The 17,901-nt window shown below is 33.6% G+C and carries 24 protein-coding genes and 1 pseudogene; 8 read left to right on the top strand and 17 right to left on the bottom strand.

Annotation, left to right across the window (positions count from 1 at the left end; translation table 11 throughout):
- The first annotated feature begins 308 nt into the window (after positions 1-308).
- The 5 genes and pseudogenes from EJF25_RS19210 to EJF25_RS19190 all read left to right on the top strand — a co-directional run bounded on the left by EJF25_RS19210 (position 309) and on the right by EJF25_RS19190 (position 4,714).
- Positions 309-1,475, top strand: a complete 1,167-nt coding sequence (locus EJF25_RS19210; protein WP_008651082.1) for a tetracycline-inactivating monooxygenase Tet(X2) — start codon at positions 309-311, stop codon at positions 1,473-1,475.
- Between the two features lie 234 nt (positions 1,476-1,709).
- A complete protein-coding gene (locus tag EJF25_RS19205; RefSeq protein WP_009135711.1) occupies positions 1,710-2,267 on the top strand; it encodes an exonuclease domain-containing protein in 558 nt (185 codons plus the stop codon).
- A 19-nt stretch (positions 2,268-2,286) separates the two neighbouring features.
- Positions 2,287-3,195 (top strand): IS1595-like element ISBbi1 family transposase, encoded by a 909-nt coding sequence (locus EJF25_RS19200; protein ID WP_005807145.1) that lies wholly within the window; start codon positions 2,287-2,289, stop codon positions 3,193-3,195.
- 38 nt (positions 3,196-3,233) lie between these two features.
- Positions 3,234-3,989 (top strand): annotated as a pseudogene (locus tag EJF25_RS19195) (aminotransferase class I/II-fold pyridoxal phosphate-dependent enzyme); the annotation flags it as partial.
- A 2-nt stretch (positions 3,990-3,991) separates the two neighbouring features.
- Positions 3,992-4,714, top strand: coding sequence for a TetR/AcrR family transcriptional regulator (locus EJF25_RS19190; RefSeq protein WP_007559082.1), 723 nt, complete (start codon positions 3,992-3,994; stop codon positions 4,712-4,714).
- 88 nt (positions 4,715-4,802) lie between these two features.
- Here EJF25_RS19190 and EJF25_RS19185 read toward each other — a convergent pair whose 3' ends face one another.
- From EJF25_RS19185 to EJF25_RS19090, 17 genes are all read right to left on the bottom strand, one after another.
- Positions 4,803-5,237, bottom strand: a complete 435-nt coding sequence (locus EJF25_RS19185) for a hypothetical protein (protein WP_007557648.1) — start codon at positions 5,235-5,237, stop codon at positions 4,803-4,805.
- 58 nt (positions 5,238-5,295) lie between these two features.
- A complete protein-coding gene (locus EJF25_RS19180) occupies positions 5,296-5,919 on the bottom strand; it encodes a ParA family protein (protein ID WP_004295355.1) in 624 nt (207 codons plus the stop codon).
- Positions 5,920-5,935: 16 nt separating this feature from the next.
- Entirely contained in the window at positions 5,936-7,498 is a 1,563-nt protein-coding gene (locus EJF25_RS19175; protein ID WP_007559083.1) for a relaxase/mobilization nuclease domain-containing protein, read from the bottom strand.
- A gap of 433 nt (positions 7,499-7,931) precedes the next feature.
- Positions 7,932-8,288, bottom strand: coding sequence for a plasmid mobilization protein (locus tag EJF25_RS19170; protein ID WP_007557662.1), 357 nt, complete (start codon positions 8,286-8,288; stop codon positions 7,932-7,934).
- Between the two features lie 1,111 nt (positions 8,289-9,399).
- The gene (locus EJF25_RS19155; RefSeq protein WP_007559085.1) at positions 9,400-10,557 is read right to left on the bottom strand and encodes a replication initiation protein; all 1,158 of its coding nucleotides are present in this window, start codon (positions 10,555-10,557) and stop codon (positions 9,400-9,402) included.
- Between the two features lie 162 nt (positions 10,558-10,719).
- Positions 10,720-10,932 (bottom strand): hypothetical protein, encoded by a 213-nt coding sequence (locus EJF25_RS19150; RefSeq protein WP_004295360.1) that lies wholly within the window; start codon positions 10,930-10,932, stop codon positions 10,720-10,722.
- Positions 10,922-11,404, bottom strand: a complete 483-nt coding sequence (locus EJF25_RS19145) for a hypothetical protein (RefSeq protein ID WP_007559088.1) — start codon at positions 11,402-11,404, stop codon at positions 10,922-10,924. Before EJF25_RS19145 ends, EJF25_RS19150 begins: the two co-directional genes overlap by 11 nt.
- A gap of 33 nt (positions 11,405-11,437) precedes the next feature.
- Complete coding sequence (locus tag EJF25_RS19140) at positions 11,438-11,755, bottom strand: hypothetical protein (RefSeq protein WP_007559090.1); 318 nt, start codon at positions 11,753-11,755, stop codon at positions 11,438-11,440.
- 18 nt (positions 11,756-11,773) lie between these two features.
- Positions 11,774-11,992: a hypothetical protein gene (locus EJF25_RS19135; RefSeq protein ID WP_004295363.1), complete on the bottom strand. Its 219-nt coding sequence runs from the start codon at positions 11,990-11,992 to the stop codon at positions 11,774-11,776.
- A 30-nt stretch (positions 11,993-12,022) separates the two neighbouring features.
- A complete protein-coding gene (locus EJF25_RS19130) occupies positions 12,023-12,229 on the bottom strand; it encodes a hypothetical protein (RefSeq protein ID WP_007559092.1) in 207 nt (68 codons plus the stop codon).
- Between the two features lie 12 nt (positions 12,230-12,241).
- A complete protein-coding gene (locus EJF25_RS19125) occupies positions 12,242-12,433 on the bottom strand; it encodes a hypothetical protein (protein WP_007559094.1) in 192 nt (63 codons plus the stop codon).
- A 16-nt stretch (positions 12,434-12,449) separates the two neighbouring features.
- Positions 12,450-12,590, bottom strand: a complete 141-nt coding sequence (locus tag EJF25_RS25160) for a hypothetical protein (protein WP_007559096.1) — start codon at positions 12,588-12,590, stop codon at positions 12,450-12,452.
- 85 nt (positions 12,591-12,675) lie between these two features.
- Positions 12,676-13,065 (bottom strand): hypothetical protein, encoded by a 390-nt coding sequence (locus EJF25_RS19120; RefSeq protein WP_007559098.1) that lies wholly within the window; start codon positions 13,063-13,065, stop codon positions 12,676-12,678.
- A 71-nt stretch (positions 13,066-13,136) separates the two neighbouring features.
- Positions 13,137-13,352, bottom strand: coding sequence for a hypothetical protein (locus EJF25_RS19115; RefSeq protein WP_007559101.1), 216 nt, complete (start codon positions 13,350-13,352; stop codon positions 13,137-13,139).
- Positions 13,353-13,386: 34 nt separating this feature from the next.
- Positions 13,387-13,638, bottom strand: coding sequence for a hypothetical protein (locus EJF25_RS19110; RefSeq protein ID WP_004295365.1), 252 nt, complete (start codon positions 13,636-13,638; stop codon positions 13,387-13,389).
- A 1,107-nt stretch (positions 13,639-14,745) separates the two neighbouring features.
- Positions 14,746-15,756 (bottom strand): ArdC family protein, encoded by a 1,011-nt coding sequence (locus EJF25_RS19095; RefSeq protein ID WP_005780952.1) that lies wholly within the window; start codon positions 15,754-15,756, stop codon positions 14,746-14,748.
- A 424-nt stretch (positions 15,757-16,180) separates the two neighbouring features.
- The gene (locus EJF25_RS19090) at positions 16,181-16,774 is read right to left on the bottom strand and encodes a recombinase family protein (protein ID WP_007559111.1); all 594 of its coding nucleotides are present in this window, start codon (positions 16,772-16,774) and stop codon (positions 16,181-16,183) included.
- A gap of 145 nt (positions 16,775-16,919) precedes the next feature.
- On the opposite strand from EJF25_RS19090, the gene EJF25_RS19085 reads away from it, so the two are divergent.
- Genes EJF25_RS19085 through EJF25_RS19075 form a run of 3 tightly spaced genes read left to right on the top strand, consistent with a single transcriptional unit; the run spans position 16,920 to position 17,896 of the window.
- On the top strand, positions 16,920-17,261 hold the full coding sequence (locus EJF25_RS19085) for a hypothetical protein (protein ID WP_007559113.1): 342 nt from the start codon (positions 16,920-16,922) through the stop codon (positions 17,259-17,261).
- A 19-nt stretch (positions 17,262-17,280) separates the two neighbouring features.
- On the top strand, positions 17,281-17,595 hold the full coding sequence (locus tag EJF25_RS19080) for a DUF4134 domain-containing protein (protein ID WP_004295370.1): 315 nt from the start codon (positions 17,281-17,283) through the stop codon (positions 17,593-17,595).
- A gap of 1 nt (position 17,596) precedes the next feature.
- A complete protein-coding gene (locus tag EJF25_RS19075) occupies positions 17,597-17,896 on the top strand; it encodes a hypothetical protein (RefSeq protein ID WP_004295371.1) in 300 nt (99 codons plus the stop codon).
- The last annotated feature ends 5 nt before the right edge of the window (positions 17,897-17,901 follow it).

Raw genomic sequence — 17,901 nt, 5'->3', positions numbered from 1 at the left:
TTTAGTTTTCTGTTCAAAATTTACTTTAATTTTTAATTACCAAGGCTTGCTGAAATACATAAAATGTGAATTATTTGAATACAAAGATACTAAAAATTCCTTCACATAACATCGCATTGGCAAAATGGCAGGTTAAGTGCTAAATTGAAAGTTTCTGCATTTTATTCCGCCGAATGTGTTCCACATTCGCTTTTTATTTGTAAGTTAGCTCTGTGGAAACACATCGGCTACGTTCTCGCTAAATTGAACTTTTTGTCCAATTTATCCGCCACTTCGCCAATGCGTTTCCCGTTATGTGCCATTTTTGAATGACAATGCGAATAGATACAGACAAACAAATGAATTTACTTAGTGATAAGAACGTTGCAATAATTGGTGGTGGACCCGTTGGACTGACTATGGCAAAATTATTACAGCAAAACGGCATAGACGTTTCAGTTTACGAAAGAGACAACGACCGAGAGGCAAGAATTTTTGGTGGAACCCTTGACCTACACAAAGGTTCAGGTCAGGAAGCAATGAAAAAAGCGGGATTGTTACAAACTTATTATGACTTAGCCTTACCAATGGGTGTAAATATTGCTGATGAAAAAGGCAATATTTTATCCACAAAAAATGTAAAGCCCGAAAATCGATTTGACAATCCTGAAATAAACAGAAATGACTTAAGGGCTATCTTGTTGAATAGTTTAGAAAACGACACGGTTATTTGGGATAGAAAACTTGTTATGCTTGAACCTGGTAAGAAGAAGTGGACACTAACTTTTGAGAATAAACCGAGTGAAACAGCAGATTTGGTTATTCTTGCCAATGGCGGGATGTCCAAGGTAAGAAAATTTGTTACCGACACGGAAGTTGAAGAAACAGGTACTTTCAATATACAAGCCGATATTCATCAACCAGAGATAAACTGTCCTGGATTTTTTCAGCTATGCAATGGAAACCGGCTAATGGCATCTCACCAAGGTAATTTATTATTTGCTAACCCCAATAATAATGGTGCATTGCATTTTGGAATAAGTTTTAAAACACCTGATGAATGGAAAAACCAAACGCAGGTAGATTTTCAAAACAGAAATAGTGTCGTTGATTTTCTTCTGAAAGAATTTTCCGATTGGGACGAACGCTACAAAGAATTGATTCATACGACGTTGTCATTTGTAGGATTGGCTACACGGATATTTCCTTTAGAAAAGCCTTGGAAAAGCAAGCGCCCATTACCCATAACAATGATTGGGGATGCCGCACATTTGATGCCGCCTTTTGCAGGGCAGGGAGTAAATAGTGGGTTGGTGGATGCCTTGATATTGTCTGATAATCTAGCCGATGGAAAATTTAATAGCATTGAAGAGGCTGTTAAAAATTATGAACAGCAAATGTTTATCTATGGCAAAGAAGCACAAGAAGAATCAACTCAAAACGAAATTGAAATGTTTAAACCCGACTTTACGTTTCAGCAATTGTTAAATGTATAAAATGGAATAAAACGGCACATAACAAACAAATTGGCAATAGAGCCGGTGAAGTACTTCTATTGAACTTTTGTGCAATGTTGAAGATTAGTAATTCTATTCAACATTTGTGCTAAAAGTCGGCTCCATCGCCAATTTGCCAAACGTTATATGCCATATTACACCAAAACTCGTCTGAATTATACAAAATGAACTATGTTTAACTTTTTTAAACCTAAACCAAAAAATCAAATTGAAATGGAAGTTTCGGGAATAAATCCTGAAACAAACAATGAATTTCTATTCTATAATTTTATCGAAAATACACCAAACTATATTCTTGAACCTTGGCTAAAAAAAGCAAAACAAGTTGGTTATAAAGTAAAACCTCAATACGAACAAGCGATTTTGCAAAAATTGAAATTCAATCAATTTAAAAATCCTCATACATTCCCTGAGTACTTTGAAAATAAATTTGATTTTATTGCTATTGACTTTGAGACAGCAAATAACAGTAGATTAAGTGCTTGTGCAATCGGATTATGCTTCGTGAAAAATGACACAATAGTTTATTCGACAAAACACTATATAAATCCACCAAAATCAGAAAAGTTTTTAAAAACTCATACTTCAATACACGGAATTTCATATGAAGATGTAGAATTTTCCCTTAATTTTCAAGAATTATGGGAAGACGAACTTTCTAAATATCTTTCATCTAATTTATTAATTTTTCATAATGCGAGTATGGACTTGAGTGTTTTGAAAAATCTATCTGATTCTCCGCAAACACACCTAATATTTTTAGTATATTAGCGCTCAAAAAGCAGGGATTATGAACATATTCAGTTTTACGGCTCATTTCGGTTCGGAGGAAGATTGTCGTTTGCATTTCAAGGAGCAGCGTGATAAGGAAGGGGTTGTCTGCAAGCGATGCGGGGGCACTTCCCATTATTGGTTACAGGGTAAATGGAGTTATGAATGCAAAGGTTGCCGTTTCCGCACCTCGTTGCGCAGCGGTACGATCATGGAGAGCTCCAAGCTGCCGTTTCTGGTGTGGTACAAAACGATGTTCCTGATGAGTTGCACAAAAAAGGGATTCTCCACCAACGAACTCCAGAAGCAATTAGGATTGAAGCGTTACGAACCGGTATGGGCGATGGTACACAAACTCCGCAGGGCGATGGGCAACCGGGATGCAAGGTATACACTGGAAGGGATGATAGAACTGGATGAGGGTTACTTTTCGGTGGCCAGTAAGGAAATCGAGCGAGGCAAGGGTACACGTGGCCGGGGAGCCGAGGGAAAGCAGAACGTTGCGGTGATGGCCGAAAGCACCCCGTTGGAAGATATCGAAACGGGCAAAAAGGAGAAGCATGTGCGTTATTTCAAGGCCAGGGTACTGGATAGCCATCAAAGTGAAGGAATCAACGGCGTGGTCAGGGACTGCATGGAGGATGATGCCATCGTATTTTCGGACAAAAGCACTTCTTACGTTGACATCTCCGATCTGGTGGAATTGCACGTCACCGAGAAATCAGACGCCAAAACCACCAAGGAAACACTCAAATGGGTGCATATCGCAATCAGTAATGCAAAACGGACATTGCTGGGCAACTACCATAAAATCAAAAGGAAATACTTACAGTTGTATCTCAACGAGTTTATTTACAAATTAAACAGACGGTATTTTGGAGACAAACTCTTTGACAGACTAGTAATTGCGAATATAACAGGTGCATAAACGGATAATCAGAATCTTTAAACATCCTAATTAACTACCTGCGGATTTTAGGTATAAAACGAATTGGGCATAACGACCTAGAATATTTGGAGAAGGTACTAAAAGAAGTCAAAGGGCAATATCAAACTAAACTTGTAATAATAGATGGTGTATATTCCCAGGATGGGGATTTGTCTTTACTTCCGGAAATTATTACTCTTTGCAAGACTTATGAAACCATGCTGATGTTAGATGATGCACATGGAATAGGAGTAATGGGAGCCAATGGCAGAGGAACAGCTGAATACTATAACTGTTTAGGTCAAATTGATATTATTACTGGCACATTCAGCAAGTCATTTGGTTGCGTAGGGGGATTTGCAGCAGCTTCGAAGAAGATAATACAATACTTGAAATTTTATGCGGACAGCAATGTGTTTTCAGCAGCCCCTACCCCACAAGTCACAGCATCCATACTAAAAGCTTTAGAGATTATAAAAAAAGAACCACAAATAAGAACCAAACTTTGGGAAAATACGAACTATCTTAGAAAACGGTTGAAAGAAGAAGGGTTCGACATAGGAAAATCTGTTTCCCCTATTTTTCCTATTATGATAAGAGATAATAAAAAGGTTTACGAAATTGCTAAAATGTTGCAAGAAAAAGGTATCTTTACAATTGGAATTGTATATCCGGCTGTAAGAACCAAAGAAGCAAGATTAAGGGTCAGCGTTCTTGCCACGCATAAACTTGAACAATTAGAATCTTTAGTCAATACTCTTAATGATATAAATAAGAACATAAAAATAAAATAATAATGAAAGAAAGGAGAAAGCGAAGAAGTGCCAAAGACATAAAGGAAAGCATTATTAATGCGGCAACCCATTTAATTGAAACTGAAGGATTTTCTAATCTAACAGTTACAGGTATTATGCGACAAGCTGAAATTGAGCCTGTACAATTCTATAACAGATATGATGATTTGAATAAGTTCATTGACGAGTATGTAAAAAAATACGACTATTGGTTTAGCGATATTGTAAAATCACAAAAACAATCTAGTAACGATAAAGCACTATATATGAACATTCTTGTAGGTTTATTTCAATCTTTATCAGAAAATAAAATCATGCAAGAACTTCTAAAATGGGAACTAGCTAATAACAATGAAACTAGTCAACGTACCGCTCAACTACGGGAATTGCACACGTTACCTTTATGCCAAAAATTCTCAAACATATTCTCCAATACAGATATTGACATTGTAACTATATCTGCACTAATAATAGGAGGAATATATTATCTTATTTTGCATGATAAACTTTCAACTTTCAGTGAAATAGACTTAAAAAAAGAATCTGACAAACAAAAAGTTATTAAGGCTATAAGCAAATTGTCAGACATTTTATTTACGTTTATACCTTCTTCTATTACTAAAGAAAATATTGATATTATAATAAAAATGAGAGAAGATAATATTCCTGTAGAAAAAATAGCATATTATACAGGAATCCCTAAAGAAATTATTGTTTCTATCTAAAATATCCGTCCAATGAGGAAAAACCCATTGGACGGGTCTATAGCCTAACCAAAAATCTTTTGTTTCACAAAACGACCCTTTTTCTGTACTAAAGAAAACGGTTCTTTTTTTGCTTAATCAAAGAACTTATGTCGCTACGGTGTTTAGTTAACCAATCTTCCAAAATAAACGAAACTAAAGATGAAATAGGTATTTTGGCTTTAGCTTTGAGCAACCCAAACACCTCTTTTACATCTGTATCAACATATAGAACTTCCTTGCAATTATAATTTTTTCCTTTAATGTACTCTAATAAGTCCGTCAAATCCATTTCACTAGAGCCATTAAAATTAAAAACTTCCGAAGAAGTTGTTTCCATTTCTACATGAAGTGGTTCTTTCTCCTCTTCAACTTCATATTTAGCTTCTTGAATAGGAGCTTCATTTATACTACTCCCATGCAATTCTTCACCTCTTATCATTTTAGCTATTTCCAGAACACTAGAAATACCTTCATTTTGCTTTTTCCTTAATTTATCAGCCATGTGCAAATATATACAATAAATGAATAACTTTATAACAAATATCTATTAAAAGAATATTTTATTTTATTGCTCCTTCTTGAATGATATAATCATAAGCATTCTTCACCTTATCAATACACTCATTACTAATTGCTAATGTATTTATACGTTCCATAGCAACAGAAGCTGGTATTTCATCTGTAACAAAACCAACTTGCTTAAGAATATCAACTACCTGTTCTTTTGTTTCATATCTTACCGCAGTTCTCATATTGTTAGGTAAAAAGAATATTTTAGCTTTTACATTTAAATACTGTAACACTTGGATAAAAAAACCTGTACTATCCATTGTAAATTTATCGTATTTAAATGGGCATATTATTATATCCGCAGCTTTAAGAATAGTTCCCAGAGCATCATCATCAATCTTACCAGGCAAATCTATTAATAGATTTCCTTGCTCAACCTTAGTAAAATCACTAATAATTTTAGCAACATTAGATATATCGGTTTGTATAACCTCATATTTAGGTTCATTATCATAGGTCGCAATATCTTCTTTTCTTCTATCCGATAATGAACGCTGAAAATCTAAATCCAATACTAGAACTTCTTTTCCTTTTTCTACTAGATAGTTGGCAAATTGTATGCAATTAGTCGTTTTACCACAACCGCCTTTCTGATTCCCAAATAATATTATCATATCTTACTTATATTTATTAATTTTGTTGCTGTCCTCTTTTCTTTTTCCTATTAGGAGATTTATCTTGCTGTACATTTATATGCTGGCTAAGAATATCACAAATAGCATCAATCAGATTAAATCCCCTTGCCAGTTCTGAATCTTGTTCAACATTTATTCTTTCCATCTTATCAAGAGTAACTAGAGTAATCCTATCTTTACTATAGCCATCTTTTATAATATTGATTCCTAAATCATCAGTACTTACGATTACTTTATTCTTTTTATCTATTAGATAAACTAAATTATCATCTTCAACAAAAAGAATTCCTTTTTCTCTTAATGTAGAATGTAAATCTGAACTATGAGCCAAATAACTATTTATCATATCAGTATAGACAGTATTTTTTTTATCCATATGCTCTTGAATCAAAATATCATCTTTTTTCACATGATAAATTCTACTTAACAACTCGGCTTCTTTAAGTGTAGCAACATTAAATTTATTTGCTTCATACACTCTGCTATTATATCTAAGTTCTTTCAACAGTTTTTTATCAAGAACCAATAAAGCCTTATCATCACCATTTATAAATATTGTGCCATTCATTGAAAACCTATAACCGTAATCTAACATTAATTTCTTGAAACTATCCATTGTATATTTTGTTCCATCTTTCAAAAGAAGATTAATTATACTATTACAGTGTTCAACTTTTGCTTGTTTATTAGGCTCTACTAAAAGTTCCTTCAAATCCATAACTTCCCCACCTTTCAAAACTCTCTTATTTCTATAATCAATTAATGTATATCCATAAGGTTTAGTATGTCCTTTTCCTGTATGAAAGACTAAATTTATACCAAACTTATCTTTCATCAAAGTTTGAAGTTCTGTATAGGAAAGTCCTTGCTTATATTTAAATAAAAGAGCTGTTATCTGTTTTCTTCTTTCTTCATCAGGTGTATATTGTTTAGCTTTATCTTTTATCTGCTCTAATTGAATTGAAGCGTGCTTTTCACCACCCTTATACAAAATTAATAATCCATCCTTTTCTCTTAATTTCCATCCTGATTGTTCAAGTAACAACTTATATTGCTGCACTGTAGAAAAAGAAAACTCCATGTATTTTGAAATATCATCTTTAGCCTTCAAAGCTAAATCAACATTCATTATTTGATTTATGACTTTCTGTGAGCGCACAGCTTCCATATTATCTTTTACCTTCTGTCCGTTCTTCTGTACTCGTGTAGAAACAATATGTACATGATTATTTTCTGTATCAGAATGAAAATATATCATATAAGGATTATTTCCATAACCCATTTTATTTATATATTGCAAAGCTACATTTTTCAAATCCTCTGCCGAATATTCACGCCCCTTACATGAAATCACTGCATGAAATTGTTTTGCCTTGACCGCTGGATTAGTCCTACAGACAGATTCCATATAAGCTATATAATCCGACTTCTTCAAATTATCTGGATTCATAGCAAAATTTTCTGCAACAAGAAGTTCACTCTTGCCTTCCTCATTCTTTCGCTCATTATAATCAATACCAGCGAAAGAAGTTGCCGCTTTTAAAACTACTACTACCATATTTATAACTTCACACCGCAAATATACAAACAAATATTCAATAAAAGAATATTTCAATATAATTTATTCATACAATAAATATACAAATATTATATATTCATATATTATTTATATATATAATATTTTCCCCTAAAGTTTTTGGTATCATAATAATGTTTTCTCTTCGTCCATGCCGGGCAGAACCCGGAAAAGTACGGTATCAAATACCTTCCCGGTTTCTCTCCAGTGCAGGCAGAAAAGGTATCAATTAGATGCAATCCTTTTGCCGATGGGCGGTAGTTCCTGAATGGTGTCGGTGTCTTTTCTTTTATGATGCAGCCGTTTTCCTGTATTCAGGTATAGAGAGAAACGACACAAGGAACTTTAGGGAAAAGAAATAGTAACGCTGTCTTTATCACTAAAATTATATATATAAATATTATATATACATATATTATTTGATTGACATCAACTTACGCCAAGTAACATTCAATTTATCTTGCATAATTACATAGTCTGCCATTTTCTTTTCTACCTCATTAAGAACCTCTTGATTAACTTCTTCCTTATGAATATTTACATACCTAGCCAACTGATTTATATTATTTCCTATACGTTTCATTTCCAAACAAATTTCATCCATCGAACGAATAAATTCTTTAGGGTCAATAAGACCAACTCCTTTCCTAAAGACTCTCTGTCTAAAATAATCTGACATACATTTGCTAGATTTAGAAGCTTTAGTTAGTTCTTCATATTCTAAATTCGTTAAGCGAACTTTCACTATTCTATCTCTTTTATTTGCTTTCATACTATGATACTAAATAATATATGCCCCCAAGTTGCGAGGGGGCTAAACTCCTGATTTATCAGGCAAGATTTGGTTTTTGTGTCCACAAAAACACATCTTGCTATTAATTTCTACAAACGCAAATATATAAATTACTAAACACCCTCCCAAACAAAAGGGAAAAAAATACAATTAGATAAGTTTTTTTGGTATCATAATAATGTTCTCTTATCGTCCATGCCGGGCAGAACCCGGAAAAGTACGGTATCAAATACCTTCCCGGTTTCTCTCCAGTGCAGGCAGAAAAGGTATCAATTAGATGCAATCCTTTTACCGATGGGCGGTAGTTCCTGAATGGTGTCGGTGTCTTTTCTTTTATGATGCAGCCGTTTTCCTGTATTCAAGTATAGAGAGAAACGACACAAGGAACTTTAGGGAAAAGAAGATTTTTCGTGTGGCTCTTTCTGGAACTCTGGAAGTGAAGCGTGTTAATCACATATTATATATTATTTGTTTATATATTATATATTCACATATTATTTATATATATAATATTGTATTTTGTTCCTGTTCTTTTTCCCTAATGTTTTATGGTATCAATTTTTTGCGTCCGGCTTCCGGCTGCTTTTTGTATTTGGTATCAAAAGGTCGTTCTACAGGGTGTGCCAGGAATGATAATTCGGTATCAATTTCTTTCCCTACAGTATATCAAAAAAGCATAGGGACAAAAACCCAACTTTTTAAAATATGTTTTTTTTAGATAGGGACAAAAACCCAACTTTTGATTGATTATTTGTATCATATAGTGTCTTTTTTTGTTAATAGATGTTCTTTTCCCTAAAGTTTGTGTTAAGATTATGAGAAAAGTTCCTTTTTTATGGGTTTATGTAATAAGAAAAGTTCCTTTTTTGTGTGTTGGTATGATTATCAGGTTTTTTTTATCAGCTAGTGATGGTAGTACCCTTAAAAATGAAAGGGTAACTATCTGAAAAACAACAGATAATGGTAAAAAATCAGGGACAAAAACCCAACTTCTTAGGGACAAAAACCCAACTTCTTAGGGACAAAAACCCAACTTCTTAGGGACAAAAACCCAACTTTTAGACCCCTCCTAGGGACAAAAACCCAACTTTTATTCATCTTCTTTTTCTTCTCCAATCATTCCGGGGAGTATTTCTACTTCTTTTAATAATACGGATAAACAATATTCTGCTTTATTTGAAATTTTATTCCAGTTATCTCTAACATATTCGCCTAGATAAAGCATCTTAGTTACTACTGCTTTATAGTTGCTTAATGTAATCTGTGGAATAAACTGCTGCAAATGCTCGTCCTTCATTGCAAAGTGCAAAGAACAAAAATTCGTTATCATCTTCTTTTGTCCTTTTAATAGTTCTTCTTCCTTCTTTGATAATGCAGACTTAATAACTTTGAAATTAAGTTTATAAGGCTGTGTATCGCCTGAATTACGATAAACTTCTGCCATTTCAAACCAGCAATCAGCCTGTTCAAACAAATCATCGTAAACAGGGCGTATTACACGTTTATACAAATCTTTAAATTCGGGGTATTTATCTTCTAATTTTAAGAATTTCCGAAATCTATCCACATAGATAGAAAAACCACCTTTTTCTTTCCATGAGCTAATCAGCATATACATTCTTATTGTATATCTACTTTGCGCTCTTAAAGCTATCTCTTTTATATAGCGTGTAAAACCTCTATCAACATTAATGAAAACTTTAGCAACCTCTCTATCCATTTCTAAAGAAAAACCTCTTGAATAAGGAGTTTTGGGTATATTTGCCTTAGTGAATAAACCAGTAATAGACCAACTATCCTCACCTGTTATTGGGTCTTTAACATCAAGCTCTACAGGAATACTGATTAATTTACGAACCATGCTTTTTACTTCCTTGTATTGGTCTGGATTAACGCCCAAATCCCGATATGCGATATCTACTCTTATACGGTCTGAATATTCTTGAAATAAAGATAATTGCTCGCATGGAATAGATGTACCATATTTATCTAGATGCTGAATACTTAATTCTATGACATCCTGTAATTTCTCTATAACAGCAATTAAGATTCTAATCTGTACTGTCTTAAAATCACCAGCCATTAATGTAACTACATTAGGTTGTTTCAGCCATGTGGGATTTTCTGGGAGTTTCACAGGAAGATTTGTACGAGGATGCCCTTTCCTAATTCTAACAATCTCACCGTCTATTTCTTCTTTTTCTTCTTTCACCGCACGTTTTCGGGCTTTTATTTCTCTATTTACCATCGCTTATTATTTTGACTGATTAATACTCCAAAAAAAAGTAGAATAAAGAACACAAACATAAACTTGGCTATATAAAATAGCCCTATGAAAATCATTCTAAAAATAGCAATGATAATTTCTAATAGATTTCTTATTATGTTCCTCCAGTCCATTTTCTTTGTTTTATAATTCCTGTCGCCAAAGCTCCGGCTGCACTATTGTATAACCAGCACTTTGCAAATATACTCTTTTAAATTCATCGGGCAACGTTCCTTCAAGGAATTGCTTTTTATGCCTTGATGCAGTTCGGCGGTCATATGGACTATTTTTAGACCAACCTCTTTTAAGAATTAGTTCCTTAAAGCATTCATCTAATGTTTTTGCTTTATCTATCATAATCTTTTCGTAAAGAAATTATAGGGTTTTTCATCCCTTTATACGTTTCACAAGGATTTCCTAACAGTTCGCACATAACAAAATGTACAATTTTTCCTTCATCCAATGATAAATTCGATTTATTTGCTAATTCTACAACTAATGTATATTGATAACTATAGTTCTCAACAACAATTTCTTTTTCATTGGAAACTTCATTGTAAATCTTTCTATACTTATGCCATAAAGACGTATTAAAAAGCTCTACCGTAAGAAAATTGTTTACCTGCTCTGTTGTATAGTCTTCTGGCAAACGTTTCCCTGTAAGTCTATAAACAGCCTCCATTTTTGCTTTTTTTCCTACAAACTTTTTTTTCCCAATCATCTGACAAGAAGGAAGTTCATCCCTAGATATAAAAGGCTTCAAATCTGACACCCTACGATATACCTTATATTCAATAAACATTCTATCTATATTTTGATTATATGACATCTATTCCCTTTCACACTATTCGAAAAATTATGGTCATTTATCCCAATCATAATTATCGTAATCTATTTCCTTTCCTGTAGCATGGCATTCAGCCACATAATCAGCCCATTTTTTTCGCTTCGTCACATCAAAAGGCATACGTAGAAACTCATCCTTCCAAGGCTGTATAAAGTAACCAAAATCGTGTTTGTTCGTTACATACTGAACAGCATCTCTAATGGCGTTATACTCATATCCTTCTTTCAACAATGGTTCGTCACCCAGTTTAGAGTATATGTTTGCCACTTCCCGAAGCATCTTTGCAAATTCTTTGTATGTGGCAAAATTCTTTTCTTTTTTATCCATAATCATTCTTTTTTGTTTTGAGTATTAATTTTTTTCGATGAAAGTATTGGTTGTATTCAACACCCCGGCTGAATCTCGACTTTTGCCATCTCTTATGAAGATTCCTTCTTCTTTCAACCGTTCATAATCAAATTCATTCATCATGATAATGACAATATTTTCATTTGTATATAGCTTACACTTCATAAATTGAGTACCTTCTATTTTTCCAATTACGTCTATTTGGATTGTTCTTTCATTCATAATTCGTTTATTTATATATCGATTTGAGGATTATTCTTGTTTTTTTACTTCATATCCCTTTTCTCTGAGATACGCTGCTATATACTCATCATCTCCGACATCATTAAGGACATCGAAAAGATAACCTTTTACATAACTGGCTACTGCAACCGCATTTGCATACTCGATGTTCTGCGAAATGAATCTCACTTTCTCTGTTCTTCCTAAGCCTCTGAAGGCTTCTTCAATTTTGCTCATATTTATACTGTTTTACGCTAATTCTGTTTCAATAAACTTCATCATCTGATTGTGAAAAGAACCACTCCTTTTTTGCGCAGCCTTACAATCATCAATGGAAAGATTCGATTCCTTAATTATCCCTATTGCGATTGCTGGCATATCTCTGACTACTACAATATGCTGAACAGCAAACCAAATACCATCAATAAATTCATTATTCATATCTTCATTTTATTGGTTAAAACTCATATTCACTTTCATTGAAATTTTCGATTGAATAAATTAAACCACCGAAGTCACCTGCTGAGAAGCCTCCAGTAATATTACTTCGATGTGTTCCCTTATACTTACCAAAGGTTAATGTTCTTTCTTGATTCATTACTATTCTGTTATGCGTTATTTGGTATGATAATCCCATTTTATCTTGACTTATATATCTGGAAAAGAGACCTGTGAACTAAAGACTACTCTTTCTTTTCCTTACGCCTCGATTTGAGAAATTCTTTAGCCGCTTCTTTGTCCTCATGTACTTCATCTGATACATAATATATTATAGCCTTTGAATTGTGAGGATTGTTTTTCCACTTTCTTCCTATTGCATCCGGATTTACAACATATCCTTCTTTTGCCCATTGCAGGGCTGTTAGGCTCTTTTGGTTCATTCTCTTATACCAAAGAACCTTACGATGCATTTTTGTCCGGGGAGTAATTACTCCGTCTGCACATACCAGTCCTTCACAGTTGTAACCGGGGCTTTCCAGAAATTCAATTTCTTTTTGAATTTCTTTTATGCTCATTTTCTCGATGCGTTCCATGTATTGTGCAATCGTTTCATCTGTCATATCCGCTGCCATATTTCATGAATTTATGTATTAAAATAAGGCTATTAACTAGTTTAATAGCCCATTTTTGATTTCAAATACTATCAAACGTATTTATCCAATTCTTTTTCTAGCTTTTCCCTATCAATCTCTGGAAATAGTTCAAGAACAAGACTTAGCGAATCGCAATAATTGTTTGCATAGTTTTCTGTATCCATCAATCGTAACACCATTGAACAAAAAATACTCTTTTCCTGCTTAAAAGTACGATTTAACACAGAACTAGATAATCTGAAAATTTTCTTCTCTACTCCAATCATAAATTAATCCTTTCACATTTCTAATAATTGACTATCAATCTGTAGTTTTCTTCAATGCTTCAAAAGAAGACAAGTAATCATCAACAGCTTTATTTAACGCTGCATATTTATCTTTCCACGTCCTTATTTGCCGTTGTGTTTCAATATACCTATCATTCAAAGTTGCATAATTCTGAATAGCAAATCTAATAGCTTTAGCATCTGTTTTTTCACCAGATAATTTTTTTAGATTTTCTAACTCTGCGCAGGCTGCATCGTCTAAGCGTAATGTAAACTCTTTTTTCATAAAAAAATGATTAATGAATTAATACTGAAAAATAGCACTAACAGTTGGCTACGAAATGGATTTAAGAAGCAATGTTTCATGATTTTGTTTGCTGTTCTTTATACTGGCAGCCAAACCAGCTTTAAAGGTTTGTTTATCTCTTTATTTTCAATACTCAAAGATAGTGATTTTCTATAAATGTCGCAAATAATAGGACAATTATTTTTGTTAAAAATGGTTTTAGGTTTATAGACTGCCGAGGTTTTATTTTTCCCTAAAGTTTTTGGTATCATAATAATGTTCTCTTATCGTCCATGCCGGGCAGAACCCGGAAAAGTACGGTATCAAATACCTTCCCGGTTTCTCTCCAGTGCAGGCAGAAAAGGTATCAATTAGATGCAATCCTTTTACCGATGGGCGGTAGTTCCTGAATGGTGTCGGTGTCTTTTCTTTTATGATGCAGCCGTTTTCCTGTATTCAAGTATAGAGAGAAACGACACAAGGAACTTTAGGGAAAAGAAGATTTTTCGTGTGGCTCTTTCTGGAACTCTGGAAGTGAAGCGTGTTAATCACATATTATATATTATTTGTTTATATATTATATATTCACATATTATTTATATATATAATATTGTATTTTGTTCCTGTTCTTTTTCCCTAATGTTTTATGGTATCAATTTTTTGCGTCCGGCTTCCGGCTGCTTTTTGTATTTGGTATCAAAAGGTCGTTCTGCAGGGTGTGCCAGGAATGATAATTCGGTATCATTTCATCATGCCATGTTTACCCATCAGTGCCGGAACTCCGAAAAGTACGGTATCAATTTCTTTCCCTATAGTTCTTATTGGGTTAGACAACAAGACGCATTAAAATGTATTCTCAAAGTGAGAATGTATTTTAATTTGCGTCATGTTTCCGCTTCTGCAATGCTTACTAAAGTGGAGTTACCTAAAAGGTAGTGGAACTTTACTAAGGATTGCAGAAGGGATAAAGAAACATACCTTAGAAGGGTGGGTGGGTTTACCGATAGCAAAACTATTGGAGCGTAACAAAGTGAAGCGATTAAGCCTTTTTGGTTCTTTTTTGGCGTTTGAAAAAAGAACTCCCCCCAATGAGGGGGGAAGGAACCTTTAAGCAACCTTTGTATTTTTCTCTTCTTCAACTTCTTCCACATCTAGCCTTATATTTAGATGCTGGGCTATGAATTTACTACCTTTAATAGCATCTGCCAATACAGTAAATAAAAATTTAGGTTCTTCTTTTATTGCTTTGCACCATGATTTTAAATAAGCCGCATTTTCTTCTCTGACGGTTACAGAAATACCCAAATATACACCAGACAAAGCCGATATTAATTCTGCTACAAGTTCTTCACGCCCATAATTGAATTTATCATTTTCATAAAATCCTTTTCGATTTAGTCTATTTTTAACACCTGTACTATGTCCCATTTCATGTAATTCTGTACCATAAAAACTTTCTCCGTCCTTAAATTGGCTCTTTAAAGGTAAAGTAATGCTATCATTTGATATTGAATAAAACGCACTATCACTAGAAACCGTTTGAATAGGACATACCCAATTTTGATTCTTATTCATTTCATCAAGTATTGGATTTACATACATTTCTTTCTCTTCTTGTGGCTGTTCCTCTCCTGAAAATTTAGCCTTTAATATATCCCATCTATTGGGATATTTTTCCGCAAAGTTTGTTTGGTCTAAATTAAAAACTTGGAAATATTTTGTATAAGCTGCTAAACGGTATTCTTTTTGTTCTTCTTCTGATAATTTGTTATATTCATCATATGAAATTTTTTCATTTGTCTGACGATGATAAGCACAAAATAATGTATAATAAACAGGAAAAGCAACAGCACCTTTTAGAACATTAATACCTTCGTTTCGTGCTTGATTGAATGTCAAAAAAACAGGAGTTTGATAATTATATTTTTCACACAAAAAATAAAGTAAAAAAGCGTTTCCACCACTATAAGTACGACCTGTTAAATTTTGTGGTAAAAAGTTCTGTTTAGAGTTGACTTTAGAGAACCAAGGTTTTTGCCAATTCATAGACAAGCTTTCAATTTTTTCAACCATAAGGTTTACAAACTTCTCTGCATTTTTATCAAAAGTAGATTTCATAATTTTGTTTGCTGTTCTTTATACTGGCAGCCAAACCAGCTTTAAAAGTTTATTTATCTCTTTATTTTCAATACTCAAAGATAGTAATTTTCTATAAATGTCGCAAATAATAAGACAATTATTTTTGTTAAAAATAGTTTATAATCGGCTGATTTTTAACGTATTATCTTTTCCCTAAAGTTTTATATATTTTGGGTGAGAGATAAGGTTTTATAAACGGAATATTCCCTTTAGGGAACATGAAGTCTATAAAACCGAATATCCAATGCCTTGCTTTTGTAGGTGCTTCATAGAAGCGGTGAAAAAAGCAAAGCATTGGATATACCTTAGAAGGGTGGGTGGGAAAATGCGTTAGGGATTGCAGCGGAAAGCCCACAGCGTAGCGAGGACTTGCAGCGAAAAGCCCGACCTGAAAGGTAACGCCCTATTTATTTCTTCTATTCATCAATCTTACTTTTTCATAACGTAAATACCTATACAAAGTAGCCTTACTTCCAATGTGTAAAATTCTACATATTTCATCTATAGAATAATCCCGATTTTCATATAAACGCTTTGCTGCTATAGCTTTTCTCTTTGCATCTTCCGATAACCCTATAGGTCGTCCCGTAAGTTTCCCTCGTTCTTTTGCAGCTTGTAATCCAGCCCTAGTTCGTTCTACTATTATTTCACGTTCATATTCAGCCAATGAAGCAAAAATTCCAAATTGACATCTTCCTAAAGCACTATTAGTATCAATACCATCAACTATGCTTTTGAATGCAATTTTTCTTTTCTGCAAACAATCAACTATATAAACTAAATCTTTCAAAGAACGTCCTAATCTATCTAGCTTCCAGATAACAAAAGTATCACCTTCTCGCAAATATGCAAGGGCTTTATCTAATTCGGGTCTATCCTTTACTCCTGATACTTTTTCCTCAAATATAAGTTTGCATCCGGCTTCTTTTAAAGCATCTAGCTGCAAATCTAAATTCTGTTCCCTCGTTGAAACACGAGCGTAGCCTATTATCTCCATTTTATTTAAATCCAAGTTTCATAAATTCAACTATTCGCGAAACTATTTTAAACTAGGGCTTTCCCCCCTGTTATTACCTCTAGTACTATTATAAATCAAAAGTACAGAAAAAGGGTCGATTAATGAAACTTTTAAATTTAAGAATATGAGTTATTCACAATTTATCATGGCTGTATTTGCCATTTATGTAGTTTACTACGCTGCAAACATCCTGTATGATGCTTTCCTAAAGCAAAGCAAAACCAATACAGGTGAAGAAGAAGAAATTATTTCAATAGGAGAGGAAGAAGAAATACCTCACAAAGTTGTAGATGAAGATTTTGAAACAGGCTCATACGAAAAAGAAGATGAAAAAAAAGAATCTGAACAGAATTATGTATCTGTAAATGAATCTATTGAAATGGAAGTTGAAACACAAGGTATTCCAATGGAACAACTTCTTGCTAAAGGGAAAAGCATGTTTTCACACGTAAATTTTAACAAATAAACAACTAATTTTTATTCAAATGAAAAAGTTTTTTTCAAAAATTGCTCAAAGAGCATTCGCTTTAGCCATTAGCATAATGGTAGTAACTAACACTTTTGCACAAGGTGCTGCGGGAATTGATGCAGCTAGTTCTGAACTTGCAACCTACATGGACCCCCTAGGAAACATGATGATGATACTAGGAGGTCTAGTAGGATTAGTTGGAGCAGTGCGAGTTTATTTAAAATGGAACTCTGGTGACCAAGATGTACAAAAGGCTGTTATGGGCTGGATGGGGTCATGTATCTTTCTGGTTGTATCAGGTGTTGTCGTAAAAGCATTCTTCGGAATCTAATATGTCGAAAGAGTATCCAAGTTACAATGTATATAAGGGGCTACAAAAGCCCCTTATTTTCAAAGGATTTAAAGGCAAGTTCATATATATCGGTGGAGCTTGTATTATTAGTGCTTTACTTTTATGTGCTATTGTTTCTACTCTGGCTTCTTTTATGTGGGGAGGTATAACTCTTGTAATAGTTATGTTTGGAGGGTTAGGAATAACATCGCAATTACAAAGAAAAGGGCTTCACAGGAAAGATAAACGAAAAGGCATATATATAGTATCACGCACTTTTATAAGAGATAGAAAAAAATAAAGCTT

The organism is Bacteroides faecalis, assembly GCF_003865075.1.
Lineage (GTDB): Bacteria > Bacteroidota > Bacteroidia > Bacteroidales > Bacteroidaceae > Bacteroides > Bacteroides faecalis.
Note: the sequence above shows the minus strand (reverse complement) of the source record. Positions and strands in the feature narration are given on the sequence as shown.